This is a genomic window from Paracoccus actinidiae (assembly GCF_030863885.1).
Taxonomy (GTDB): domain Bacteria; phylum Pseudomonadota; class Alphaproteobacteria; order Rhodobacterales; family Rhodobacteraceae; genus Paracoccus; species Paracoccus everestensis.
Genome location: NZ_CP132956.1, coordinates 1782772 through 1808735 on the forward strand (window position 1 = coordinate 1782772; position 25964 = coordinate 1808735).

The window sequence follows — 25964 nt, forward strand, 5'->3', positions numbered from 1 at the left end:
CTGGGGAGGAGAAGAAATGAAGTTCTATCTGACGACGGCCATGAGCCTTGCGCTGATGGTCACCGGCGCAAATGCCGGGATCGAGGAGGCCAAGGCCTTCCTCGACGCGGAAATCGGCGATATGTCCAGCCTGGACCGCGCCGCGCAAGAGGCCGAGATGCAATGGTTCATCGACGCCGCCCAGCCCTTCGCGGGGATGGACATCAAGGTGGTGTCCGAAACCATCACCACCCATGAATACGAGGCCAAGACCCTTGCCCCCGCCTTCACCGCCATCACCGGCATCAAGATCACGCATGACCTGATCGGCGAAGGCGACGTGGTGGAAAAGCTGCAAACGCAGATGCAGTCGGGCGAGAACATCTATGACGCCTATGTCAACGACAGCGACCTGATCGGCACCCACTGGCGTTACCAGCAGGCGCGCAACCTGACCGACTGGATGGCCAACGCGGGCAAGGACGCCACCAACCCGAACCTGGACATCGACGATTTTATCGGCAAGTCCTTCACCACCGCGCCCGACGGCAACCTGTATCAACTGCCCGACCAGCAGTTCGCCAACCTCTACTGGTTCCGCAAGGACTGGTTCGACGACGAAACCAACAAGGCCGAGTTCAAGGAAAAATACGGCTATGACCTGGGTGTCCCGGTCACATGGTCGGCTTACGAGGACATCGCCGAGTTCTTCACCGGCCGCGAGATCGACGGTAAGACCGTCTTCGGCCACATGGACTATGGCAAGAAGGATCCCAGCCTTGGCTGGCGCTTCACCGATGCCTGGCTGTCCATGGCCGGGAACGGCGACAAGGGCATCCCGAACGGCTTGCCGGTGGACGAATGGGGCATCCGCGTCGATGAAAACAGCCGCCCCGTGGGCAGTTGCGTGGCCCGCGGCGGCGATACCAACGGCCCGGCCTCGGTTTATGCGATCCAGAAATACCTGGACTGGATGACCAAGTTCGCGCCCCCTGCCGCCCAGGGCATGACCTTCAGCGAAAGCGGCCCGGTGCCCAGCCAGGGCGAGGTCGCCCAGCAGATGTTCACCTATACCGCCTTCACAGCCGATTTCGTCAAGGAAGGCCTGCCCGTCGTGAACGAGGACGGCACGCCGAAATGGCGCTTTGCCCCCTCGCCCCATGGCGCCTATTGGCAGGACGGCATGAAGCTGGGCTATCAGGACGCAGGTTCCTGGACGCTGCTGAAATCGACGCCCGACGACCGCGCCAAGGCCGCCTGGCTTTATGCGCAGTTTGTGACCTCGAAGACGGTGGACGTGAAGAAAAGCCATGTCGGCCTGACCTTCATCCGCCAGTCCACGCTGGACCATGAATCCTTCACCGAACGCGCGCCCAAGCTGGGCGGCCTGATCGAGTTCTATCGCTCGCCCGCCCGGCTGCAATGGTCGCCCACCGGCACCAACGTGCCTGATTATCCGAAGCTGGCGCAGCTTTGGTGGCAGGCGATTGGCGACGCGGCATCCGGCGCCAAGACCGCGCAGGAAGCCATGGACAGCCTGTGTGCGGAACAGGAAAAGGTGATGGAACGGCTGGAACGCGCAGGCGTGCAGGGCGACATCGGTCCGAAGCTCGCCGAGGAGCATGACCTGGAATGGTGGAACAGCTTCGCCAAGGAAAACGGCGGCATTGCCCCCCAGCTCAAGCTGGAGAACGAAGACCCGCAGCCGGAGACCATCAGCTATGACGAACTGGTGAAAAGCTGGCAGTGACGGAGTGACGCTGGGGAACCCGGACCTTCGGGTTCCCCTTTCGACAAGTGCTGCAACGTCGTGTTTTCATGGACTTGCAGTGACGCGCCATCGGCGCGAATATCGCGGGCAAAGGCTGCTGAAGCACCTTATCGGGATGCTGATTCTGCCTGAACGCGCGCGAACGGAACAATGAATGAAGATCGAACGGCCCTCGGGTGACTGGCTGGCGGCTTTCGACAGCCGTGTGGCGCGCGAAATCGCGGCGAGGGACTGGTCGTCCACGCCGATGGGTCCACGGGCGTCATGGCCCACCGACCTGCGCGCGATCCTGACCACGATGCTGGCGTGCCCGACGCCCATGTATCTGGCCTGGGGACCGGACCTCATCTCGTTCTATAACGATGCTTATGTTCCGATCTTGGGTTATCGGGCAGGCGACGCGCTTGGCAGGCCGTTCGGCAAGGTCTGGGAAAGCATCTGGGACGACATCCTGCCCCTGGTCAAGGGATGCCTGCGCGGCGAAAGCCAGAAGGTTGTGGATATGCGGCTGGATCTGAGCCGCACCGGACTGCCCGAGGAAAGCTATTGGACCTTTACCTATTCCCCTACCTTTGATGCCGACGGGCGTATCGTCGGGCTTTTGTGCGTCACGGGCGAGACAACGGATCGGATCTTGGCCGAACGCGCACGGGCCGAGGCGGCGAACCGCCTGGATCTTGCCATGTCGGCGGGCAACAGCGTGGGCATCTGGGACTGGGACGTGGCTGCGGATCGCGTCACCACCGATGGGCATTTCGCAAATCTCTATGGGGTTGACCCTGCCCTTGCCGCCCAGGGCGCGGGGGTCGAGCAATTCTTTTTCGCCATCCACCCCGACGACCGCGCCCGCGTCGAAGCCGAGATTGCCGAGGCGATCCGCACCGTCGGCCCGTTCACATCGGAATACCGGCTGGTGCGGGAAGACGGATCGGTGTCCTGGGTATCCGCCCAGGGACGCTGCATTCCCGGACCTGACGGGCGCTGCGCGCGCCTGCCGGGCGTCAGCTATGACATCACTCGGTTGAAGGAAGCCGAGCTTCAACTGCGCGCCGCCAAGGAAGAGCGCGAGTTCGTCCTGGAGCAGATCGCCCGCCAGCGGATGCAGACCGACCCCCAGGAAATCCTGCGCGCCTCATCCGAAACCCTGGGCAAGCGGCTGGGGGTCAACCGCGTGGGCTTTTACCGGCTGACCGGACCGCAGCTTATCTGCCACGAGGCGTCCTGGTCGGACGGCACCCTGGACCCGCTGATGGGCAATCAGCCAACGGATCATTACGGCATCCATGCCGACATGGAACGCCGGGCGGGCCGCGCCCTTGTCTTCGGGGATAGCCGCCTCGATGCGGATGGCGGGCTGATGCCCTATGCACAGGAGGGCGTCCTGGCGGGGATCTGCGTGCCGCTGCTGACGGATGGCAAATGGGCGGCCGGGATCTATCTTCACCAGGCGGCGGTGCGGGCCTGGACGGAACCGGAAATCATCCTGGCCAAGGAAATTGTTCAGCAGACCTGGCTGGCCATTGAACGGGCCGAGGCGCTGCAAAGCCTGAACCGCCGGGTCGAGGAACAAGAGGCGGCGCTTGCCCACCGCGAGATCGTCCTGCGCGAGGAATTCGAACGCCGCGAGGCCGCCGAGCGTCAATTGCGCCAGTTGCAGAAGATGGAGGCAGTGGGCCAGTTGACCGGGGGGATCGCCCATGACTTCAACAATATGCTGGCCATTGTCATCAGCGGGCTGAACCTGACGCAGCGCCAGCTTGCGCGCGGCAACACCGATGTCGGCGCCTTTATCGAAGGCGCCCTGGATGGTGCGGGCCGCGCCGCCGCCCTGACCCAGCGCCTGCTGGCATTTTCGCGCCAGCAACCGCTGGAACCCGTGGTGGTCGATGCCAACGCCCTGTTGTCGGGTTTGTCGGATATGTTGTCGCGGTCGCTGGGCGAAACCATTGTCCTGGAAACGCTGCTGCACCCCGGCCTTTGGCCGACCAAGGCCGATCCCAACCAGCTGGAAAATGCCATCATCAACCTGGCCGTGAACGCCCGCGACGCGATGCCTGATGGCGGGCGGGTCACGATGGAAACCGAAAATGCCGGTCTGGATGCCCAGGCGGCGCGCGGCCTGGGGATGGAACCGGGGGACTTCGTGCGGATCCGGGTGCTGGACACCGGCACCGGCATGACGCCCGAAGTTCTGGCCAAGGCCTTTGATCCGTTCTTTACCACCAAGCCCACGGGACGCGGCACTGGCCTGGGGCTGAGCCAGGTTTACGGCTTCATCCGACAATCGGGCGGCCATGTCGCGATCAAGTCGCAGATCGGCCAAGGCACGGTTGTCGATCTGTATCTGCCGCGCAGCCCCGGCCATGCGGAACAGACTTCGGGCGATCCGGCCGCAGAGGTGCCGGTGGGCCGACCGGACCAGGTGATCCTGGTGGTCGAGGATGAGGATCGGGTGCGCGCCTTTACCGTCGCATCGCTGCGCGATCTGGGCTATACGGTGCTGGAAGCCGCGTCAGGGTCTTTGGGCCTGAAGATCCTGGAACAGCGCCCTGACATTGCGCTGCTGTTCACGGATGTTGTCATGCCACAGATGACCGGGCCGCAACTGGTCGAACAGGCGCGCGCGATCCGAAGCGACCTGAGGGTCGTTTACGCCAGCGGCTATACGGGCAATTCCTCCGATATCGACAAGAGCGTCAAGGCGGGAGGCAATTTCCTGGCAAAGCCCTTCAGCTTTGACCAGTTGGCGCGCAAGATCGGGGCAGCCCTGGCCTGAAGCCTTTATCGATGGCGTTTCGACCGCTTGTTGCCGCCCCGCTGCCCTGCCTTGCCCGCCGTGGACCGGCCCGATGCCTTCATGGCTTCTTCCGCCGCTTCCTCGATCACCCCCTGGCGCGCCAGGGGGTCGTCGGCAACGGCCAGTTCCACGGCTTCCAGCCGCTTGACCTCGTCTCGGACGCGGGCGGCTTCCTCGAATTCCAGGTTCTCGGCGGCCTTGCGCATCTGGGCACGCAGGGCGTCCAGATGGGCCTGCAGGTTCGCGCCGACCATCGGTCGGTCGACCCTGGCGGTGATGCGGGACTGATCGGTATCACCCTGCCACAGGCCGGCCAGCACATCTTCGACGTTCTTGCGCACGGTGGTGGGCGTGATGCCGTGTTCGATGTTATAGGCCATCTGCTTTTGCCGGCGGCGCTCGGTTTCCGCCATGGCCCGCTCCATGCTGCCGGTGATGCGGTCGCCATACAGGATCACCCGCCCATCGACGTTCCGCGCCGCGCGCCCGATGGTCTGGATCAGGGAAGTTTCCGACCTCAGGAAACCTTCCTTGTCGGCGTCCAGGATCGCCACCAGACCGCATTCGGGAATGTCCAATCCTTCGCGCAGCAGGTTGATGCCCACCAGAACGTCAAAGGCGCCCAGCCGCAGGTCGCGCAGGATCTCGATCCGCTCGATCGTGTCGATGTCGCTGTGCATATAGCGGATGCGGATGCCCTGTTCGTGGAAATACTCGGTCAGATCCTCGGCCATGCGCTTGGTGAGCGTCGTGACCAGCGTGCGCAGGCCAGCCGCCGAAACCTTGCGGATCTCGTCCAGCAGGTCATCCACCTGCATCTCGACCGGGCGGACCTCGATCTGCGGATCCAGAAGGCCGGTGGGGCGGATGATCTGTTCGGTAAAGACGCCGCCGGTCTGGTCCATCTCCCATTGCGCAGGGGTGGCGCTGACAAAGACCGACTGCGGGCGCATGGCGTCCCATTCCTCGAACTTCAGGGGGCGGTTGTCCATGCAGCTTGGCAGGCGGAAGCCGTGTTCGGCCAGCGTGAACTTGCGCCGGAAGTCGCCCCGGTACATGCCACCGATCTGCGGCACGCTGACGTGGGATTCGTCGGCAAAGACGATGGCGTTGTCGGGGATGAATTCAAACAGCGTAGGGGGCGGTTCGCCCGGTGCGCGTCCGGTCAGATAGCGGCTATAGTTCTCGATGCCGTTGCAGACGCCGGTGGCTTCCAGCATTTCCAAGTCAAAATTCGTGCGCTGCTCCAGCCGCTGCGCTTCCAGCAGCTTGCCTTCATCGACCAGCTGCTTCAACCGCATCTGCAATTCCGCCTTGATGCCCTTGATCGCCTGCTGCAGCGTAGGGCGCGGCGTCACATAGTGGCTGTTGGCATAGATGCGGATCTGGCGGAAGTTGTCGGTCTTTTGCCCGGTCAGAGGATCGAATTCGGTGATCGCCTCAAGTTCGTTGCCGAAGAAATCGAACCGCCAGGCGCGGTCGTCCAGGTGGGCGGGCCAGACCTCGACCACGTCGCCGCGCACGCGGAAACCACCCCGCTGAAAGGCCGCGTCCAGGCGGCGGTATTGCTGGGCGACAAGCTGGGACAGGAATTCCCGCTGGTCATAACTGTCACCCACGACCATGTCCTGGGTCATCGCCGAATAGGTCTCGACCGAGCCGATGCCATAGATGCACGACACCGAGGCCACGATGATCACGTCGTCGCGTTCCAGCAACGCACGTGTGGCCGAATGGCGCATCCGGTCGATGGCCTCGTTGATCTGGGATTCCTTCTCGATATAGGTATCAGACCGGGCGACATAGGCCTCGGGCTGATAGTAATCGTAGTAGCTGACAAAGTATTCGACCGCGTTATCGGGGAAGAAGCCCTTGAATTCGCCATAGAGTTGGGCTGCCAGGGTCTTGTTGGGCGCAAGGATGATGGCGGGGCGCTGCGTCGCCTCGATCACCTTGGCCATGGTAAAGGTCTTGCCCGTGCCCGTCGCGCCCAACAGCACCTGGTCGCGTTCGCCCGCCTGAACGCCCTGGGTCAGTTCGACAATCGCCCACGGCTGGTCGCCTGCCGGTTCGAATTCGGTCTTCAGGACGAAACGCCGCCCGCCTTCCAGCTTGGGGCGGGTGACTTCGACAGGACGCGCGACTGGTGCGTTCGTGTTGTTATGGCCCATGGGCATCCTTCATCCGGCAGAGCCTGTAAGGTGTGTCCCCGCGCGCGAAAGTCAACAGGGGGCAACCCCTGGAATGCGCCGGCCAGTCAGCGCTTGAACCGCCCCGGCTGCAGTTCCGCCCAACCCTGCCCGCCGTCCATTTCCTCGGCCAAGATTTCCGCCGTGACCGGGCCCAGCGTAAAGCCCTGGTGGCCGTGGCCGAAATGCGCCCACAGGTTCGGCTGGTCGGGAACGCGGCCAATGACCGGCAGCATATCGGGGATGCAGGGACGGCGGCCGGTCCAGGGTTCGGCCTCGACCGGCTGGCCGATGTCGAACAGTTCGCGCGCGGCCTTTTCGCCGTGCTTCAACTGCGGCGGCGTCAGGCGGGGGTGGCTGGTCAGTTCGGCAGCGGTGGCGATCCGCAGACCCCGGCGCATGGGCGACAGCACGACCGAGTTGCCGAAATCCGCGATCGGGTGGTTCGGCGGCGTCTCCATCCGGTAGTGACGGTGATAGCCGCGCTTGAAGACCATCGGCACGGTCAGGCCGAACCGCTGCAACAGCATCGGTGTCCACGGCCCCAGGGCCACGACGGCGTGTTCGCCCTCTGCCTCGGCCACGCGCCAACCCTTGCCCGCGCGGTGCAGGTCGCCCGCGTCACCGTTGACGATCCGCCCGCCGCGCTTTTCGAACAGGCTGGCATAGGATGCGACCAACCCGCCCGGATCGGAACACGTCCAGGCATCGGCCCAGTGGGTCGCGCCCTCGACCTCGATCTTGATGGCGGGTTCCAGCGTGCGCAGCGCCTTGCCGTCCATCAGGCGGGCCTCGACCCCGAACTCGTCCAGGAACCGCTTGGCGGTGATGCGGGCCTTTTCCATGCGGGCGGGGGTGCGATGCACCTCGATATATCCGTCGCGGCGGATGATGTTGTCGGCCCCGGCGGCTTCGATCAGCGGCGCATGGCGGTCGGTCGATTGGCGGATCAGCTTGCCCCAGGTCAGGGTCGCACGGCGGTGGCCTGCGGGCAGCGAATTCAGTGCATAGGTCCAGACCGCGTTCAGTTGCGACAACAAGCCCCCGACATTCCATTTCACGTCATAGCCCCGTCCAAGCGCGATCTGGATCAGCGCGCCGGGGGCCAGCGGCATGGCATAGGGTTCCACCGCCTCGGTCTGGATCAGGCCCGCGTTGCCATAGCTGGTTTCGCGGCCCGGGACGCCGCGTTCGACAATGGTGACGTGATGCCCGCGCGCCTGCAAAGCCAGTCCGGTCGTGACGCCGACCATGCCCGCACCCAGAACCAGAACCTCTGCCATGACCTTCCCCTGACCGTTGTCGGGTCAGGGATGCATAGAGTTTTGAAACCGGGCAAGAATTATCGCACGATCTTCGGTGTCTTTACAAAACTTCGCAAGATTCAGGCGAAAAGTTCGCGGCAGAAGGTCAAACCTTCGACCAAGGCATCCACTTCCTGCGTGGTGTTATACATGGCGAATGACGCCCGGGCGCTTGCGGTGACTCCGAAGAACTCCATCAGCGGCATGGCGCAATGGCTGCCCGCGCGCACCGCAATGCCGCGCTTGTCCAGGATGGTGGACAGATCGTGGGCATGGGCGCCCTGCATGGTCATAGAAAAGATCGCGCCCTTGTCCGGTGCGTCACCCTGGATCTGCAACCAGTTGAGGCTGCGCAGGCGGTCGCGGGCGTAATCGCGCAAGGACCGTTCATGGGCGGCGATGTTGTCCATTCCCAGATCCATCATGTATTCCAGCGCGGCGCCCAGGCCGATCTGGTTGACGATGCCGGGGGTGCCCGCCTCGAACCGCAGGGGCGGGTCGGCATAGTCGATCGCGTCCCTTGTTACCGTGCGGATCATGTCGCCGCCGCCCAGAAAGGGGCGCATTTCTGCCTGCCGGTCACGGCGGATCCACATCGCGCCCGACCCCGAGGGACCGTAAAGCTTGTGGCCGGTGATGCAGTAGAAATCGAGGCCAAGCGCGGCCAGATCGACGGGCATATGCACCGCCGCCTGGCTGCCATCGACAAGCACCGGCACGTCCGTGCCGCGCGCGATGGCGCCCACATCCACGATGGTGCCGGTCACGTTCGACATATGCGTGACCGCGATCAACTTCGTCCTTGGCCCCACGGCAGCCAGCACCTTTTCGGGCGGCAGCGACCCGTCTGGTTCGGGTTCCACCCATTTCAGCACCACGCCCTGACGTTCGCGCAGGAAATGCCAAGGCACGATATTGGCATGGTGTTCCAGCACCGACAGCACAATCTCATCCCCCGCGGACACGCGCGGTGCGGCCCAGCCATAGCTGACCAGGTTGATGCCTTCGGTGGACCCGCTGGTGAAGATCACCTCGTCCTCGTGCGGGGCGTTCAGGAAGCGGGCGATGATCGCACGGACGCGTTCATAGTTGTCGGTGGCCAGGTTAGACAGGAAATGCAGGCCCCGGTGGACATTGGCATATTCGCCCTCATAGGCGCGGGTGATCGCCTCGATCACCTGCCGGGGCTTTTGCGCGCTTGCGCCGCTGTCCAGGTACACCAGGGGGCGGTTGTTCACCTGCCGCGACAGGATCGGAAAATCGGCGCGGACGGCATCGACATCAAAGCTCATTGCGGCATCTCCGGCAGGATCCCAAGGGCGGCGGCGATCAGCGACAGCACGAAGCCCGCCACAAAGGCGGTTCCGAGAAGGCCAAGCGCGACCTTCACGCTATTGCGGAACCCGTGCAGCGCCTTGGTGAACTGCACGGTCAGCCACAGGAACAGGACAACCGCGGCCAGCCCCAGCAGGCCCGCCACGCCGGGCAGGATGAGAGACAGCGCCAACTGGGCCACCTGGACCAGCAGCAGCAGAACCTCGATCCAGACGGTCAGCAGCAGCGCATCCTCGAACCGCCCTCCGCCGCCGAACATACGGCCCACGCCCGACATCAGCCCCGCGGCCAGGACAATCGCGGCCAGTTGCATGGCGGCCAGCATCATCGGCTGGCGGCTGAGCGTCACGATCTGGGTTCCGTCCGGGCCGGGGGTGCTGAACAGCACCGCCGCGAATGACGCCAGCAGCGCCGACACCGAAACCGCCGCGAACAGCGCCATCCACCGGGCCGAAACGGGCCAGTCCTGCGCCATCAGCAGATGCGCCGCCGCCTCCGGATCGCGGAACGACAGGCCGACCAGGGCCTTGAAGTCGTCGAAACTCATACTCGCCTCGCCAGCGCCGAAATCCCGGCACCCCATATCATCAAAAAACCCAGTCCACAGATCGCCCTGGCCAAAGTCAGGCCCGGTCCCTGCCCCACAAGGCCCGCGACCAGTCCCGCCATCAGCATGGCCGGCGCCACCGCCAAAAGCGCCCAGAACAGCGCAAGACGCGAATCCTCGGGCGTCAGCCGCCAGGGGGTCAGCCGCGACAGGCCAGCCGCCGCCGCCGCCATCGCATAGGCCAGGACCGGCATCATGAACATCACCGCCAGCATCGCCCCGCCCATGCGCGCCTGAAAGGGCACGGCCGGGTCGATCTGCGCCAGCCGGGCGTTGGCGGGGGCCTGGGCGATCAGGAAAACCAGCATCGCCGCCATCAGCACGGCCAGCTTGGTGCCTTCGGGCATGGCGGAAAGACCCCGCACCACCCGGCGCGGGGCCACCCAGCTTTGCAGCACGCGGGGGACCATGCCCCCCGGCGCGGCCCTTACTGAACCGCGTTCAGGGTCAGCCACAGGTCCAGCCGTTCATAGATGCAATCGCGGATCGCCTCATCCTCGACCTCGGCCAGGGCGTCGGCCAGGAAGGACAGGACCAGGAACACGATGGCCCGTTCACGCGGCACGCCGCGCGAGCGCAGATAGAACAGCGCCTCGTCGTCAATGGCGCCCGTGGTCGATCCGTGCGAACATTTCACGTCGTCGGCATAGATTTCCAGTTCGGGCTTGGCCAGGAACTGGCTGCGTTCGTCCAGCAACAGCGCCTGGCTGATCTGATAGCCGTCGGTCTTCTGCGCGCCGGGCTTGACCAGGATCTTGCCCTGGAACACGCCCTCTGCCCCGTTCTTCAGCACTTTCTTGAAGACCTGGCGGCTTTCGCCGCGTTCCGCCCCGTGGGTGATGAAAACCGTATCGTCCTGGTGGAAGGGCGCCTGCCCGCCATCACCCAGCACGGCCGCGGCGATATGGGCCACGGCATCGTCGCCCGCGATGTCGATCACGGCCTCGTTGCGCATGGTGGTGCCGTTCACCGACAAGGTGAAGGACTTGAAGTGCGCACGGGCGGCCACGCGGGCGAAGATATGGCCAATGCCAACCTTGGCATCCGCTGCGCGTTTCGATGCGACATGATGGAACCGCGCGCCGGGGGCCAGGTCGACCTCGATCACGCTGTTCGACCGCGCACCGGACATTCCGGTTTCCAGCAGGGTGAATTCCGCCCCGTCCTCGACCCGGATGACATGGTGCCAGACCGAATCCGCGCTGTCCCCGGCGCGGCGATGGACCACATGGACCGGCTTGGCGGGACTTGCCGTCACGCGGATCAGCAGCCCGTCCTGCGCGGTGGCGGTGTTCAGCACGGCAAAGGGACGTCGCACCGGCACCTGTCCTGCTGCCTCCAGCTTGCCATAGATGTCACAGGCCCAGGATGCCACGCCCTTGTCTGCCTGGGCCAGGGTGGCGATCTCTATGCCTTCAAGCGCCAGGTCGTCCGAGGCCGCCTCGTCGAAGACACCATCGACGAAGACCAGGGTCAGCTTGTCCAAGCCATCGAACAAGGGCGTCGCATCCCCCTGGGGAACGGGCAAGGTCTGGGGGCGGGGCGCGTTGAAGGGGCGGGGATCGGTATAGCGCCAATATTCGTCGCGCGGGCCGGGCAGCCCCATCCCGCGCAGACGCGCCAGGGCATCGGCCCGCGCCGATGCCATAAGCCCCTGCGGCGGGCTGATCGCCGCCAATCGCGTTTCAAGCGCATCCGGCGCCTTGGGGGCGCCCTGGATGGAAGGGGTCTGGTCCTTGGCCTGGACTGCGGTGTCAGCCATCAGCCAGCCTCCGCCAGAAGATCGCCATAGCCTTCTTCCTCGACCTGCAAGGCCAGTTCCGGCCCGCCCGATTTCACGATCCGGCCATCCGCCATGATATGCACCACGTCCGGCTGGATATGGTTCAGCAGTCGCTGGTAATGGGTGATGACCAGGAAGCTGCGGTCAGGCGAACGCAGCGCGTTCACGCCGTCCGACACCAGCCGCATCGCGTCCACATCCAGACCCGAATCCGTCTCGTCCATGATGCACATGCGCGGTTCCAGCATGGCCATCTGCAGGATCTCGTTGCGCTTCTTCTCGCCGCCCGAAAAGCCCACGTTGACCGGCCGCTTAAGCATATCGGGGCTGATCTGCAATTCGGCGGCCTTGGCGCGCACAACCTTGAGGAAATCACCCGAGGACAGTTCTTCCTCGCCCCGCGCCTTGCGCTGCGCGTTCACGGCAGTGCGCAGGAAGGTCATGTTGCCCACGCCGGGGATTTCCACCGGATACTGGAACGCCAGGAACAGGCCGGCGCTGGCGCGCTGTTCCGGTTCCATGTCCAGCAGGCTTCGCCCGTCCAGCGTGGCGGACCCTTCCGTCACCTCATATCCGTCGCGGCCCGACAGGACATAGGACAGCGTGGACTTGCCCGAGCCGTTCGGGCCCATGATCGCATGGACCTGACCGGCCGGAACCTCCAGCGACAGACCCTTCAGGATCTGCTTGTCTTCTTCCTCAAGCTTGACGTGCAAGTTATCGATTTTCAGCATCTTTTCCTCATCAGATGGTGGTGGCGGTGCCAGCGGTCCGGCACCATCATCAAATCCTGTTCCAGCCTTAGCCGACCGAGCCTTCCAGCGAAATGGCGACCAGGGACTGCGCCTCCATGGCGAATTCCATCGGCAGGGCCTGCAAGACCTCGCGGCAGAAACCGTTCACCACCAGGGCCACGGCCTCTTCCTCGTCCATGCCGCGCGAACGGCAATAGAACAGCTGGTCGTCGTCCACCTTGCTGGTCGTCGCCTCGTGTTCCACGCGGCTGCTGGTATTCTTGACCTCGATGTAAGGCACCGTATGCGCCCCGCACTGATCGCCGATCAGCAGGCTGTCGCACTGGGTATAGTTGCGGCTGTTGGTGGCACGCGGATGCATCGTCACCAGACCGCGATAGGTGTTCTGCGCCTTGCCCGCCGAGATCCCCTTGGACACGATGCGCGACCGGGTGTTGCGGCCCAGATGGATCATCTTGGTGCCGGTATCGGCCTGCTGCATGTTGTTGGCGATGGCGATGGAATAGAACTCGCCCTGGGATTCGTCGCCGCGCAGGATGCAGGACGGGTATTTCCAGGTGATCGCCGAACCGGTTTCCACCTGCGTCCACATCACCTTGGCGCGGGCCTCGCGGCAGTCGGCGCGCTTGGTGACGAAGTTGTAGATGCCGCCCTTGCCTTCCTCGTCGCCCGGATACCAGTTCTGGACGGTCGAGTATTTCACCTCGGCATCTTCCAGCACGACGATTTCCACCACCGCCGCATGAAGCTGGGCAATGTCGCGCTTGGGCGCGGTGCAGCCTTCAAGATAGCTGACATGGCTGCCCTTGTCGGCAATGATCAGCGTGCGCTCGAACTGGCCGGTATTTTCCGCGTTGATGCGGAAATAGGTGGACAGCTCCATCGGGCAGCGAACGCCCGGCGGAATATAGACGAACGAACCGTCCGAGAACACGGCGCTGTTCAGCGTCGCGAAATAGTTGTCGGACTGCGGCACCACGGTGCCCAGGTATTTCTTGACCAGTTCGGGATGTTCGCGGATCGCTTCGCTGATGGAACAGAAGATCACGCCGGCCTTGGCCAGCTCGTCCTTGAAGGTCGTGCCCACGGACACACTGTCGAACACCGCATCGACCGCCACGCGGCGACCATCGGCGGGCGCATTCTCAGCGCCCTCGATCCCCGCCAGGATCATCTGTTCCTTCAGCGGGATGCCCAGCTTTTCATAGGTCGCCAGCAGCTTGGGATCGACCTCGTCCAGCGACTTGGGCTTGACCGCCATGCTTTTCGGGCGCGCATAGTAATACTGGTCCTGATAGTCGATTTCAGGATAGTTCAGCATCGCCCACTTGGGTTCCGTCATGGTGACCCAGCGGCGATACGCCTCCAGCCGCCATTCGGTCATCCATTCAGGTTCTTCGTTCTTTTCCGAGATCAGGCGGACGATATCCTCGTTCACCCCCTTGGGGGCATAGTCCATCTCGATCTCTGTATCCCAGCCGTATTTATAGCTGCCAATGCTTTGCACGGTCTCGACCGTTTCGCGGTCGACGCCCTCGCGCACATCAAGATCGGTGGTTGCAGTCATCCCTTGTCCTTCCTCGGGCCGGGCCGGTCGCCTAGCCGTTCCGTTCGCGCCAACGTCGATACGCGCTTTCCCACGCATCCGCAAATCGGTTCACCTGATCGTCGCCCAAAGCCGGGCTTATCGAGATCCGAATTGCCGATTGCGCGGCCTTGTCGTCGAAACCCATGGCCTGCAAGACCCCGCTGGCGCGGACCTTGCCCGACGAACAGGCCGACCCTGCCGATATCGCAAAGCCCGCCAAATCCATCTGCATCACCTGGGTTTCACCCTTCCAGTCCGATGTAAGAAGACAGGTGGTGTTCGGCAAGCGTTTGGTGCCTTTTCCAGCAATGATTGCGCCGGGCGCGGCTGACAGCAACCGTTCCTCCAAGGCATCCCGGCGCGCGGCGACCTGATCCCACAGCCCCGCGTCCAGTTCCTTTTGCGCGGCAGTGGCCGCAGCGGCGAATCCCAGGATGCCGATCAGGTTCTCGGTCCCGCCGCGACGGCCCCCTTCCTGCCCCCCGCCCCGGATCAGCGCCGGGACATCGGTGCCGCGCTTCACGATCAGCGCGCCGATCCCCTTTGGCCCGCCCAGCTTGTGCGCGCTGACAAAGCCCGCCGTGACGCCCAGCCAGTTGAAGGCAAAGGGCACCTTGCCAAAGGCCTGCGTCAGGTCACTGGACCCCAGCCCCTGGGGCAAGTCCTGGATCACGCCGGTCTCGTTGTTGGCGATCTGCAGGCTGGCATTCGCGGGATCGGGCACCGTGACGATGCCGTCCGCGTCCACTGCCAGATCCTGCTGGCACCAGACCTTGACGGCGCTGTGTTCGACCGGTGCGCAATGGATGCCCCGCCCCGCCAGCACCATGGCAGCAGCCTCGGTCGTGCCGGATGTGAAGACCACGTCCGCGCCTTCCGCCCCCAAGGCTGCCGCCAGTTCCTCGCGCGCGCGTTCCATGGCCATCTTCGCCGCGCGGCCCTCGGTATGCACGGATGAAGGGTTGCCCACGATCTCCATCCCCTCGCGCATCGCGGCCTTGGCTTCCTCGCGCAGGGGTGTCGTGGCGTTCCAGTCCAGATAGGTTCTCATCCGATCACCCCCGCGATCTTCTGGGCCAGCCTGCGGGCCACGGCGTCCTTGGCCATGCGGGGCCATTCCTCGGCGCCTTCGGCGGTGATCACGGTCACGGCGTTTTCCGTGCCGCCCATGATGCCGGTGCCTTCGCTGACATCGTTGGCGACGATCCAGTCGCAGCCCTTGCGCAACCGCTTGTCCGTGGCATGGGCCACCACGTCATTGGTTTCCGCCGCAAATCCCACCACCAGGCGGGGACGCTGGGCACAGGCCTGACCCAGCCAGGCCAGGATATCGGGGTTCTCGGTCATCTCCAGCAACGGGGCCTTGCCCGATCCATCCTTCTTCATCTTCCTGGCGGACGAATTCCTGATCCGCCAGTCCGCCACCGCCGCAGCCATCACGGCGGCATCCGCAGGCAGGGCGGCCTCGACCGCGTCGCGCATCTGCTGGGCGGTCTGGACCCGGATCACCTCGACGCCATCTGGCGGGGCAACCTCGGCGGGGCCAGTGACAAAGCTGACCCTTGCGCCCATGTCGCGCAGCGCAGCGGCAATTGCCGTTCCTTGCGCGCCGGACGACCGGTTGGCGATATATCGCACCGGGTCGATGGGTTCATGCGTCGGGCCAGAGGTGACGATCACGTGCCGCCCCGATAGCAGGCCGGACCGGACCTGCGTTTCGGGCAGCAGCTTCAGGGGCGCCGGGGCCATTTCCGCGCGTATGGCGGCAAGGATGCTTTCGGGTTCGGACATCCGGCCCGTGCCGTATTCGCCGCAGGCCATGTCGCCGTCCGCCGGGCCGACGAACAGGATGCCGTCCTCGCGCAGGGTCCGCAGGTTCCGTTGCGTGGCCGGGTGGTGCCACATCCGCACATTCATTGCCGGCGCGACCAGAACGCGCTTGTCGGTCGCCAGCAGCAAGGTGGAGGCCAGATCGTCCGCCAGCCCATGCGCCATCTTGGCCAGCAGATCCGCCGTGGCGGGCGCGACGACGACCAGATCGGCGTTGCGGGACAACTGGATATGGCCGATCTCGGCCTCGGACGCGATGTCCCACAGGCTGTCATGCGCGGCCTCGCCTGCCAGCACGGACACTGTCATCGCAGTCGTGAACTGCGCCCCCGCGCGGGTCAGCACGGGCGTGACGGCGGCGCCTTCCGCCCGGATCAGGCGGATCAGCTGCGGCACTTTCATGGCCGCTATGCCCCCGCCCACGATCAGCAGGATACGCTTGCCCTTCATCTTGTCCTCTTGGCGATGCCCGTCGAAGACATAGCCGCCCGGTCCCCCCGTCGCAAGCAATCGCGGGTCCGTTAACCTTTCCTTAAGCGCCCTGCCGTTAACCATCGCGGAACAAAATGAGAAACCCATGGTCGCAATCGCCTATTCCGTCGCCTTCGAGGGGATCGAGGCGCGACTGGTCGAGGTTCAGTGTTCCGTCGCGGCGGGCCTGCCGGGCTTTGCCATCGTGGGCCTGCCCGACAAGGCCGTCAGCGAGGCGCGCGAACGCGTCAAGGCGGCCTTCGGGGCGCTGTCCATCGCCATGCCGAACCGGCGCCTGACCGTGAACCTGTCGCCCGCCGACCTGCCCAAGGAAGGCTCGCATTTCGACCTGCCGATTGCCCTTGCGATATTGGCCGCGCTGGAGATCATCCCGGGCGAGGAACTGTCGCGCTGTGTGGCGCTTGGCGAACTGGCACTCGACGGACGGCTTGTCGCGGTGACAGGCGCCCTGCCCGCCGCCATGGCTGCTGCCGAGGATGACCGGGCGCTCATCTGCCCCCGCGCCTGCGGGCCCGAGGCCGCCTGGGTCGATGCCGTTCCCGTGCTTGCCCCGGCGACACTGCGTGAGGTCATCGACCACCTGACCGACCGCGCGCCTATCGCCCGCGCGCAGCCCGGCATGATCGACGGCGCGATCACCGGCGGCTGCCTGTCCGAGGTGAAGGGACAGGAACGCGCCAAGCGCGCCCTGGAAATCGCAGCCGCCGGACGGCATCACCTGCTGATGGTCGGCCCGCCCGGCGCGGGCAAGTCCATGCTGGCCGCCCGACTGCCCGGCCTGATGCCGCCGCTGGGTGCGGTCGAAGCCCTCGAAACCTCGATGATCCACTCGCTTGCGGGCACCCTGGACGATGGCGGCATCTCGCGGCGCGCGCCCTTTCGCGAACCCCATCACACCGCCTCCATGGCGGCCATCGTCGGGGGCGGGCGCGGCGCCAAGCCGGGCGAGATCAGCCTGGCCCATAACGGCGTGCTGTTCATGGACGAATTCCCGGAATTTCCCCGCCAAGTCCTGGAAACCCTGCGCCAGCCCGTCGAGACGGGCGAGGTCGTGGTGGCCCGCGCCAACGCCCATATCCGCTATCCCTGCCGCTTCCTGCTGATCGCGGCGGCCAACCCGTGCCGCTGCGGCTATCTGGCGGATGCCGCGCGGGCCTGCTCGCGGGCGCCCGTCTGCGGCGGGGACTACATGGGCAAGATCTCGGGTCCGCTGATGGACCGTTTCGACTTGCGGCTTGAAGTTCCGGCAGTCAGCTTCATGGATCTGGAGCTGCCCTCGGGCGGGGATACGTCCGCACAGGTCTCAACCCGGGTGGCGGCGGCGCGCGAGGTGCAGGCGGCACGGTTCCGCGACCATCCCCAGGCACGGGTGAATGCCGAAGCCTCGGGCGCGCTTCTGGACCAGATCGCCGCACCGGACGACGAAGGCCGGGCGCTGATCCTGAAGGCTTCAGAACGGCTGGGCCTGACCGCGCGGGGCTATCACCGCATTCTGCGCACGGCGCGCACCATTGCCGACCTTGCAGGTTCGCCATCGGTGCGGGCGCCCCATCTGGCCGAGGCGATCAGTTATCGCCTGCCCTTTGTCGCGGGCGGCTGACGAATTGCGCATCCTGCAAGGCGGGGCTATGGCGGGGCGACCCTGACCATGGATCCCGCCATGCACCCCATCAGCGCCCGGATCGGCGGCATCCTGACCGGCCTCGCCCTGTTGGCGACGGTCCCGCATGAATATGGGGGCGGCCAGGGCTTTGCGGTCGTGGCTGCCGGCCTGCTGGTCACGGCGCTGCTGATGTTTTCGCTGACCGCGCGCCTGTCGCGGCTGACCTTTGTCGCCGTGGGCGTTGCGCTGATCGCCTGGGCCGCTGCCACACGCCAAGGCTGGGCCGAGGCCACGCTGACGGCGCTGACGCGGGGCGGCTTCATCATCGCCCTGTTTACCGCGCTTTCGGCGCTGCGCAGCGCAGCCATCGGATCGCAGGACATCCTGGATTGCGGGCGCTTTCTGGCACGCCAGCCGCCGGGACGACGCTATCTTGCGCTGACAGTGGGGGGCCACCTGTTCGGGCTGATCCTGCTTTACGGGTCGATCTCGCTTTTGGGTTCGCTGGCCGCCGAAAGCACCGCGCGAGAAACGGATCCGGAACTGCGCCGCCACCGGTTGCGGCGGATGCTGGTGGCGATCCAGCGGGGCTTTGCCTCGACGCTGTGCTGGTCGCCCATGGCGCTGTCTATGGCCGTCACCCTGTCGGTGGTCCCCGGGGCATCCTGGCCCGGCGCGGTGGGGCTGTGCCTGGTCAGTTCCGCGTTGATGATCGGCATCGGCTGGCTGTTGGATGCGGTCCTGAAGCCGCAACTGTCCGCCCCGCCCCCGCCCCGCGCGGTTGAGACCGACGGCTGGCTGTCTCGCCTGCGCCCGCTGCTGGCGCTGCTGGGCATCGTGGTGGCGGGCGTGGTGGCGCTGCATCTGGGGACGGGCGTTGCCGTGACCGGCGCGGTCATGACGGTCGTGCCACTGGTCGCAATGGCCTGGATCCTGATCCTGCCACCCCTGCCGGGGGGACGGGCGGCCACTCTGGCCGCCCGGATCGGGCAATTCGCCACGCGGGATCTGGCGGGCTATCGCGGGGAAATCATCCTGCTGTTCATGGCAGGCTTCATCGGCAGCCTGGGTTCCTGGCTGCTGGTGCCGATCATGCAGGCGCATGGCCCCGACCTGTCGGCGGCTCCGCCCCTGCTGATCCTGGCGGCCCTGGTCTGGACGATCCCGCTGACCGGCCAGATCGGCATGAACCCGATCCTGGCCGTGTCGCTGCTGGTGCCCCTGCTGCCCGCGCCCATGGCACTTGGCATCCACCCCACCGCCATGGTCGTGGCCATCACCGGCGGCTGGGCGATCAGCGGAAACACGTCGCCCTTCACGGCCTCGGTTTTGCTGGTCGGCAAGCTGGGCGGGGTCGAGGCGCGCCATGCCGGGACCGTCTGGAACGGGCTTTACGCAGTGACGACGGCCGCGGCGCTGACCCTGTGGGTGCTGGTCGCCGCAACCATCCTGTAATCACGCTCATTCCACCTCGACGAGCAGGTCCTTTGCGTCGATCTGTTCGCCGGGGCGGACGTGGATGGCTTTCACGGTGCCGTCGCGGTCGGCGTGCAGGCCGGTTTCCATCTTCATCGCCTCGATGGTCAGCAGCAGGTCGCCCTGGTGGACCTTGGCGCCCGCCGTGGCCGCGACGGAGGCCACCACGCCCGGCATCGGCGCGCCGACATGGCCCGCGTTCGCAGGATCGGCCTTGGGACGGGCGGCGGCGGCGTTTGTGGCCTTGCGGTTCGGCACGCGGACTTGGCGAGGCTGGCCGTTCAGTTCGAAGAAGACCTTGACCTGGCCCTTCTCGTCTGTCTCGCCCAGGGTCAGGAAGCGGATTTCCAGCGTCTTGCCGGGGTCGATCTCGACGCTGATCTCGTCACCCTGCTCCATCCCATAGAAGAAGTTGCGGGTGGGCAGCGCGCGGACCGGGCCATAGATTTCGTGCCGCGACATATAGTCGGTGAAGACCTTGGGATACATCAGGTAGCCGTTCAGATCCTCGTCGTCGATCGGGGTGCCCAGATCCTCGGACAGCTTCCGGCGGGTGGCCTCGATGTCCACGGGGGGCAGGTGCGCGCCGGGGCGGTCGGTGATCGGCGCCTCGCCCTTCAGCACCTTGCGCTGCAGCGCCTCGGGCCAGCCGCCGGGGGGTTGGCCCAGGTTGCCCTTCATCATGTCGATCACGCTGTCGGGGAAGCTGACCTCGACGCCTGGGTCCAGCACCTGCCGGGGCGTCAGGTGCTGGGCCACCATCATCAGCGCCATGTCGCCCACGACCTTGGACGACGGCGTGACCTTGACGATGTCGCCGAACATCCGGTTCACGTCGGCATAGGCCTGGGCCACCTCGTGCCAGCGATCCTCCAGTCCCATGGAACGGGCCTGCGCCTTGAGGTTGGTGAACTGCCCGCCCGGCATCTCGTGCAGATAGACCTCGGAGGCGGGCGATTGCAGGCCGGATTCAAAGGCGGCATAGGTCTCGCGCACGCGTTCCCAATAATTGCTGATCTGCCGGATCGCCGCGATGTCCAGGCCGGTGTCGCGCTCGGTCCCCTCAAGCGCCTCGACGATGGACCCCAGGCAGGGCTGAGAGGTGCCGCCCGAGAACGCGTCCATGGCCGCGTCCACCGCATCCACCCCCGCATCCGCCGCAGCCAGGATCGTCGCGGCGGCAAGCCCCGAAGTGTCGTGCGTGTGGAAGTGGACCGGCAGGCCGACCTCTTCCTTCAGCGCCTTGATCAGGATGCGGGCGGCGGCGGGCTTCAGCAGGCCCGCCATGTCCTTCAGACCCAGCACATGGGCGCCCGCGGCCTTCAGGTCCTGCGCGGTGCGGACATAATAGGCCAGGTCATACTTGGACCGGTCCGGGTCCAGCATATCGCCGGTATAGCAGACGGTGCCTTCGCAGATCTTGCCCGTCTCGATCACCGCGTCCATGGCGACGCGCATGTTCTCGACCCAGTTCAGGCTGTCGAAGACGCGGAACACGTCCACGCCGCTGTCCGCCGCCTGGCGCACGAAGGACTGGACCACGTTGTCGGGATAGTTGGTATAGCCTACGCCGTTCGATGCGCGCAGCAGCATCTGCGTCATCAGGTTGGGCATTCGCTCGCGAATGTCGCGCAGCCGCTGCCAGGGGCATTCCTGCAAAAAGCGATAGGCCACGTCGAAGGTCGCGCCCCCCCAGCATTCCACGCTGAACAGGCCCGGCAGGTTCGCGGCATAGGAGGGCGCCACGCGGATCATGTCGATGGACCGCATCCGGGTCGCCAGCAGCGACTGGTGGCCGTCGCGCATGGTGGTGTCCGTCATCAGCAGGCGCGTTTGCGCAGCCATCCAGTCGGCCACGGCCTGCGCGCCCTGGCTTTCCAGCATCTGCCGGGTGCCTGGCGCGGGATCGGCCTTGGGCGCGGGCGGCACCGGGGGGCGGGCCTGCGCGGGCGGCATGGGGCGGCCTGCTGTTTCCGGATGCCCGTTCACGCTGATATCGGCCAGATAGGTCAGGATCCGCGTGGCCCGGTCCTGGCGCTTGTCGAACTGGAACAGTTCCGCCGTCGTGTCGATGAACTTGGTCGTATAGGTGTCGTCCAGGAAGGTCGGGTGCTTGAGCAGGTTGATGACGAAGTCGATATTCGTGCTGACCCCGCGCACCCGGAACTCGCGCAGCGCGCGGTCCATCCGCCGGATCGCCCCGTCGGGCGTTTGCGCCCAGGCCGTGACCTTGACCAGCAGCGAGTCATAGTAGCGCGTGATCACGCCCCCGGAATAGGCGGTACCGCCGTCCAGACGGATGCCATTGCCGGTCGCGCTGCGATAGGCGGTGATCCGGCCATAATCGGGGATGAAGTTGTTCAGCGGATCCTCGGTCGTCACGCGGCATTGCAGCGCGTGGCCCGACAGCGTGATCTGGTCCTGGCGGGGCACGCCCGTCGCCTCGGCCAGGGTCGCGCCCTCGGCGATGCGGATCTGCGACTGCACGATGTCGATGCCGGTGACCTCCTCGGTCACGGTATGCTCGACCTGGACGCGCGGGTTCACCTCGATGAAGTAGAACTGCTGGCTGTCCATATCCATCAGGAACTCGACCGTGCCGGCGTTCTGGTATCCGACGGCGCGGCCGATCTTCAGCGCCAGCTCGCAGACCTCGGCGCGCTGTTCTTCCGTCAGATAGGGCGCGGGGGCGCGTTCCACGACCTTCTGGTTGCGCCGCTGCACGGTGCAGTCGCGTTCATACAGGTGATACAACCCGCCATGCGTGTCGCCCAAAAGCTGCACCTCAACATGGCGGGCGCGTCCGATCATCTTTTCCAGATAACCCTCGCCATTGCCGAAGGCGGCCTCGGCCTCGCGCCGGCCCTCGCGGACCTTGTCCACCAGTTCGTCGGGTCCGTTGATGGGACGCATCCCGCGCCCGCCGCCGCCCCAGGACGCCTTGAGCATCAGGGGATAGCCGACCGCCTCGGCCTCGGCCTTGATCGCCTCGAAATCCTCGCCCAGAACCTCGGTCGCGGGGATCACCGGAACGCCTGCCGCGATCGCCACGCGCCGCGCCGACGCCTTGTCGCCAAGCGCGCGCATCGTGTCCGCGCGCGGGCCGATGAAGGTGATGCCGGCAGCCACGCAGGCGTCCACGAAGTCGGGGTTTTCCGACAGAAGGCCATAGCCGGGATGGATCGCGTCCGCGCCGCTTTCCTTGGCGACCCGGATGATCTCGGGGATCGACAGATAGGCCGCGACCGGCCCCAGCCCCTCGCCGATCCGGTAGGCCTCGTCCGCCTTGAAGCGGTGCAGGCCCAGCTTGTCCTCCTCGGCATAAACCGCGACCGTCTTCTTGCCCAACTCATTGGCCGCCCGCATCACGCGGATCGCAATCTCGCCACGGTTGGCAATCAGGATTTTCTGAAACATCGCGCGGTCCCCCTTCGCAGTTGCGCGAGAGACTAGCGACGCCGCAGCGCAGCGCAAGCGGCACCATACCACGCCTGCAACAAAAGGTTTACGCAAGGTCGTGTTCGCGGGATGTTCCCATTCTGCGGTTGCTTTTCGGCGCGTTGTCCCTATGTGATGCGCTTGGTCGGCCAGGGACACAGCATGGAACAGAAGTTCATCGAGGTGCGCGGCGCGCGCGAGCATAACCTGAAGGGCGTGGACATGGACATCCCGCGCGACCAGCTGGTGGTGATCACCGGCTTGTCGGGTTCGGGCAAATCCTCGCTGGCCTTTGACACGATCTATGCCGAAGGGCAGCGGCGTTACGTCGAAAGCCTCTCGGCCTATGCGCGCCAATTCCTTGACATGATGGGCAAGCCCGATGTGGATCACATCACCGGCCTGTCGCCCGCCATAAGCATCGAGCAGAAGACCACCTCGAAGAACCCCCGGTCAACCGTCGGGACTGTCACGGAAATCTATGACTACCTGCGGCTGTTGTTCGCTCGCGCGGGCACACCCTACAGCCCCGCCACGGGCCTGCCGATCGAGGCGCAGCAGGTCCAGGACATGGTCGACCGGATCATGGAAATGCCCGAAGGTACGCGCGCCTATCTGCTGGCGCCCATCGTGCGCGACCGCAAGGGCGAATACCGCAAGGAATTCCTGGAGCTTCGCAAGCAGGGTTTTCAGCGGGTCAAGGTGAACGGCGAGTTCTATGAACTGGACGAGCCGCCGACCCTGGACAAGAAGTTCCGCCATGACATCGATGTGGTGGTCGACCGCATCGTCGTGCGCGAAGGGCTGGAAACGCGCCTGGCCGATTCGCTGCGAACGGCGCTTGACCTGGCCGACGGCATTGCCATCGTGGAAACGGCGGCGGACGAACCCGAACGGACCACGTTCAGCGAAAATTTCGCCTGCCCGGTCAGCGGCTTTACCATCCCCGACATCGAGCCGCGGTTGTTCAGCTTCAACGCCCCTCTGGGGGCGTGTCCGGCCTGCGACGGCCTGGGGGCGGAACTGTTCTTCGACGAACGGCTGGTTGTTCCCGATGCCGCCCTGTCCGTCGAAAAGGGCGCCATTGCCCCGTGGGCCAAGTCGAAATCCGCCTATCTGACCCAGACGGTCAATGCCCTGGCCAAGCATTACGGTTTCGACAAGAAGACCCAGTGGAAGAACCTGCCGCCGGACGTGCAGCATATGTTCCTGCGTGGATCGGGCAGCGAGGAGATCGAGTTCCGTTTCGACGACGCGGGCCGCGTTTACAATGTCCGCCGGGTGTTCGAAGGCGTGATCCCCAACATGGAACGCCGCCTTCGCGAATCCGACAGTGCCTGGGTGCGAGAGGAGTTCGAGCGTTACCAGAACAACCGCCCCTGCGGCACCTGCCACGGCTATCGCCTGAAGCCCGAGGCCTTGGCCGTCAAGATCGCTGGCAACCATATCGGCGATGTCGTCAAGCTGTCGATCCGGGAAGCCCTGGCCTGGATCCAGGCCGCGCCGCAGCACCTGACCCGGCAAAAGAACGAGATCGCCCATGCGATCTTCAAGGAAATCCGCGAAAGGCTGGGGTTCCTGGTAAACGTGGGGTTGGATTATCTGACGCTCTCGCGCGCGGCGGGAACGCTGTCGGGCGGGGAAAGCCAGCGGATCCGGCTTGCCTCGCAGATCGGGTCCGGCTTAACAGGCGTGCTGTATGTGCTGGACGAGCCGTCGATCGGGCTGCATCAGCGCGACAACGACAGGCTGCTGGAAACGCTCAAGGGGCTGCGCGATCAGGGCAACTCAGTTATCGTGGTCGAACATGACGAGGATGCGATCCGCCATGCCGATTACGTGTTCGACATGGGACCGGGCGCGGGCGTGCATGGCGGCATGATTGTCAGCCAGGGCACCCCTGACCAGATCGCCGCCGACCCGGCCAGTCTGACGGGGCAATACCTATCCGGCGCCCGCGAAATTGCGGTCAGCGACGAACGCCGCAAAGGCAACGGCAAGGCGGTCAAGGTCGTCAAGGCCACCGGCAACAACCTCAAGGACGTGACGGCGGAATTTCCGCTGGGCAAGTTCGTCTGCGTGACCGGCGTGTCGGGCGGAGGAAAGTCCACGCTGACCATCGAAACCCTGTTCAAGACTGCCAGCCTGCGCCTGAACGGTGCCCGCCAGACGCCCGCCCCCTGCGAGACGATCACGGGGCTGGAACATCTGGACAAGGTGATCGACATCGACCAGCGGCCGATCGGCCGGACGCCCCGGTCGAACCCTGCCACCTATACCGGCGCCTATACGCCCATCCGCGACTGGTATGCGGGCCTGCCCGAAGCGAAGGCGCGGGGCTACAAGCCCGGCCGCTTCAGTTTCAACGTCAAGGGTGGCCGCTGCGAGGCTTGCCAGGGCGACGGCGTCATCAAGATCGAGATGCACTTCCTGCCCGACGTTTATGTCACCTGCGAAACCTGCAAGGGCAAGCGCTACAACCGCGAGACGCTGGAGGTGCTGTTCAAGGGCAAGTCCATCGCCGACGTGCTGGACATGACGGTCGAGGATGCGCAGGGCTTCTTTTCCGCCGTGCCCGCCATCCGCAACAAGATGGACGCGCTGATGGAGGTGGGCCTGGGCTACGTCAAGGTCGGCCAGCAGGCCACCACCCTGTCAGGCGGCGAGGCGCAGCGGGTCAAGCTGGCCAAGGAATTGTCGCGCCAGTCCACCGGCAAGACGCTGTATATCCTGGACGAACCCACCACCGGCCTGCATTTCGAGGATGTGCGCAAGCTGCTGGAGGTGCTGCACCGGCTGGTGGATCAGGGCAACACGGTCGTGGTGATCGAACATAACCTGGATGTCATCAAGACCGCCGACTGGATCATCGACATCGGTCCTGAAGGCGGCGACGGGGGCGGGCGCATCGTGGCCACCGGCACGCCCGAGGATGTGGCGAAGGTTCATGAAAGCCACACGGGCCGTTACCTGGCGCCGATGCTGAAACCTGCTCGGGTGCGCGCGGCGGAATAGCC

16 protein-coding genes are annotated in these 25964 nt (G+C 65.3%); 5 read left to right on the forward strand and 11 right to left on the reverse strand.

Features of this window, described 5'->3' with window-relative positions:
- The first annotated feature begins 16 nt into the window (after positions 1-16).
- A complete protein-coding gene (locus Q5701_RS09025) occupies positions 17-1729 on the forward strand; it encodes an ABC transporter substrate-binding protein (RefSeq protein WP_306754909.1) in 1713 nt (570 codons plus the stop codon).
- A gap of 175 nt (positions 1730-1904) precedes the next feature.
- Positions 1905-4526: an ATP-binding protein gene (locus Q5701_RS09030; RefSeq protein WP_306754910.1), complete on the forward strand. Its 2622-nt coding sequence runs from the start codon at positions 1905-1907 to the stop codon at positions 4524-4526.
- Positions 4527-4531: 5 nt separating this feature from the next.
- Here Q5701_RS09030 and uvrB read toward each other — a convergent pair whose 3' ends face one another.
- The 10 genes from uvrB to coaBC all read right to left on the reverse strand — a co-directional run bounded on the left by uvrB (position 4532) and on the right by coaBC (position 16388).
- On the reverse strand, positions 4532-6718 hold the full coding sequence (gene uvrB, locus Q5701_RS09035; RefSeq protein WP_306754911.1) for an excinuclease ABC subunit UvrB: 2187 nt from the start codon (positions 6716-6718) through the stop codon (positions 4532-4534).
- 86 nt (positions 6719-6804) lie between these two features.
- Positions 6805-8019 (reverse strand): NAD(P)/FAD-dependent oxidoreductase, encoded by a 1215-nt coding sequence (locus Q5701_RS09040; RefSeq protein ID WP_306754912.1) that lies wholly within the window; start codon positions 8017-8019, stop codon positions 6805-6807.
- A gap of 101 nt (positions 8020-8120) precedes the next feature.
- On the reverse strand, positions 8121-9332 hold the full coding sequence (locus Q5701_RS09045; RefSeq protein WP_306754913.1) for a cysteine desulfurase: 1212 nt from the start codon (positions 9330-9332) through the stop codon (positions 8121-8123).
- Complete coding sequence (locus tag Q5701_RS09050; RefSeq protein WP_306754914.1) at positions 9329-9922, reverse strand: YIP1 family protein; 594 nt, start codon at positions 9920-9922, stop codon at positions 9329-9331. The genes Q5701_RS09045 and Q5701_RS09050 overlap by 4 nt, the downstream gene beginning before the upstream one ends.
- Complete coding sequence (locus Q5701_RS09055; protein ID WP_306754915.1) at positions 9919-10392, reverse strand: hypothetical protein; 474 nt, start codon at positions 10390-10392, stop codon at positions 9919-9921. The genes Q5701_RS09050 and Q5701_RS09055 overlap by 4 nt, the downstream gene beginning before the upstream one ends.
- A 17-nt stretch (positions 10393-10409) precedes the next feature.
- The gene (locus Q5701_RS09060; protein ID WP_306754916.1) at positions 10410-11744 is read right to left on the reverse strand and encodes a SufB/SufD family protein; all 1335 of its coding nucleotides are present in this window, start codon (positions 11742-11744) and stop codon (positions 10410-10412) included.
- A complete protein-coding gene (gene sufC / locus Q5701_RS09065) occupies positions 11744-12499 on the reverse strand; it encodes a Fe-S cluster assembly ATPase SufC (RefSeq protein WP_306754917.1) in 756 nt (251 codons plus the stop codon). The genes Q5701_RS09060 and sufC overlap by 1 nt, the downstream gene beginning before the upstream one ends.
- A gap of 67 nt (positions 12500-12566) precedes the next feature.
- Entirely contained in the window at positions 12567-14087 is a 1521-nt protein-coding gene (sufB, locus tag Q5701_RS09070) for a Fe-S cluster assembly protein SufB (protein WP_306754918.1), read from the reverse strand.
- Positions 14088-14118: 31 nt separating this feature from the next.
- A complete protein-coding gene (locus tag Q5701_RS09075; protein WP_306754919.1) occupies positions 14119-15159 on the reverse strand; it encodes a cysteine desulfurase family protein in 1041 nt (346 codons plus the stop codon).
- Positions 15156-16388 (reverse strand): bifunctional phosphopantothenoylcysteine decarboxylase/phosphopantothenate--cysteine ligase CoaBC, encoded by a 1233-nt coding sequence (gene coaBC, locus Q5701_RS09080; RefSeq protein ID WP_306755380.1) that lies wholly within the window; start codon positions 16386-16388, stop codon positions 15156-15158. The genes Q5701_RS09075 and coaBC overlap by 4 nt, the downstream gene beginning before the upstream one ends.
- Positions 16389-16515: 127 nt before the next feature.
- On the opposite strand from coaBC, the gene Q5701_RS09085 reads away from it, so the two are divergent.
- On the forward strand, positions 16516-18030 hold the full coding sequence (locus Q5701_RS09085; RefSeq protein WP_306754920.1) for a YifB family Mg chelatase-like AAA ATPase: 1515 nt from the start codon (positions 16516-16518) through the stop codon (positions 18028-18030).
- Between the two features lie 48 nt (positions 18031-18078).
- Positions 18079-19488 (forward strand): hypothetical protein, encoded by a 1410-nt coding sequence (locus Q5701_RS09090; protein ID WP_306754921.1) that lies wholly within the window; start codon positions 18079-18081, stop codon positions 19486-19488.
- A 6-nt stretch (positions 19489-19494) separates the two neighbouring features.
- On the opposite strand, the gene pyc is transcribed toward Q5701_RS09090, so the two are convergent.
- On the reverse strand, positions 19495-22926 hold the full coding sequence (pyc, locus tag Q5701_RS09095) for a pyruvate carboxylase (RefSeq protein WP_306754922.1): 3432 nt from the start codon (positions 22924-22926) through the stop codon (positions 19495-19497).
- 183 nt (positions 22927-23109) lie between these two features.
- Between pyc and uvrA the strand changes: the two genes are divergently transcribed.
- Entirely contained in the window at positions 23110-25962 is a 2853-nt protein-coding gene (uvrA, locus tag Q5701_RS09100; RefSeq protein WP_306754923.1) for an excinuclease ABC subunit UvrA, read from the forward strand.
- The last annotated feature ends 2 nt before the right edge of the window (positions 25963-25964 follow it).

Coding starts and splice junctions, on each gene's coding strand:
- Q5701_RS09025 (WP_306754909.1), top strand. CDS start 17: ATGAAGTTCTATCTGACGACGGCCATGAGCCTTGCGCTGATGGTCACC.
- Q5701_RS09030 (WP_306754910.1), top strand. CDS start 1,905: ATGAAGATCGAACGGCCCTCGGGTGACTGGCTGGCGGCTTTCGACAGC.
- uvrB (WP_306754911.1), bottom strand. CDS start 6,718: ATGGGCCATAACAACACGAACGCACCAGTCGCGCGTCCTGTCGAAGTC.
- Q5701_RS09040 (WP_306754912.1), bottom strand. CDS start 8,019: ATGGCAGAGGTTCTGGTTCTGGGTGCGGGCATGGTCGGCGTCACGACC.
- Q5701_RS09045 (WP_306754913.1), bottom strand. CDS start 9,332: ATGAGCTTTGATGTCGATGCCGTCCGCGCCGATTTTCCGATCCTGTCG.
- Q5701_RS09050 (WP_306754914.1), bottom strand. CDS start 9,922: ATGAGTTTCGACGACTTCAAGGCCCTGGTCGGCCTGTCGTTCCGCGAT.
- Q5701_RS09055 (WP_306754915.1), bottom strand. CDS start 10,392: ATGGTCCCCCGCGTGCTGCAAAGCTGGGTGGCCCCGCGCCGGGTGGTG.
- Q5701_RS09060 (WP_306754916.1), bottom strand. CDS start 11,744: ATGGCTGACACCGCAGTCCAGGCCAAGGACCAGACCCCTTCCATCCAG.
- sufC (WP_306754917.1), bottom strand. CDS start 12,499: ATGCTGAAAATCGATAACTTGCACGTCAAGCTTGAGGAAGAAGACAAG.
- sufB (WP_306754918.1), bottom strand. CDS start 14,087: ATGACTGCAACCACCGATCTTGATGTGCGCGAGGGCGTCGACCGCGAA.
- Q5701_RS09075 (WP_306754919.1), bottom strand. CDS start 15,159: ATGAGAACCTATCTGGACTGGAACGCCACGACACCCCTGCGCGAGGAA.
- coaBC (WP_306755380.1), bottom strand. CDS start 16,388: ATGAAGGGCAAGCGTATCCTGCTGATCGTGGGCGGGGGCATAGCGGCC.
- Q5701_RS09085 (WP_306754920.1), top strand. CDS start 16,516: ATGGTCGCAATCGCCTATTCCGTCGCCTTCGAGGGGATCGAGGCGCGA.
- Q5701_RS09090 (WP_306754921.1), top strand. CDS start 18,079: ATGGATCCCGCCATGCACCCCATCAGCGCCCGGATCGGCGGCATCCTG.
- pyc (WP_306754922.1), bottom strand. CDS start 22,926: ATGTTTCAGAAAATCCTGATTGCCAACCGTGGCGAGATTGCGATCCGC.
- uvrA (WP_306754923.1), top strand. CDS start 23,110: ATGGAACAGAAGTTCATCGAGGTGCGCGGCGCGCGCGAGCATAACCTG.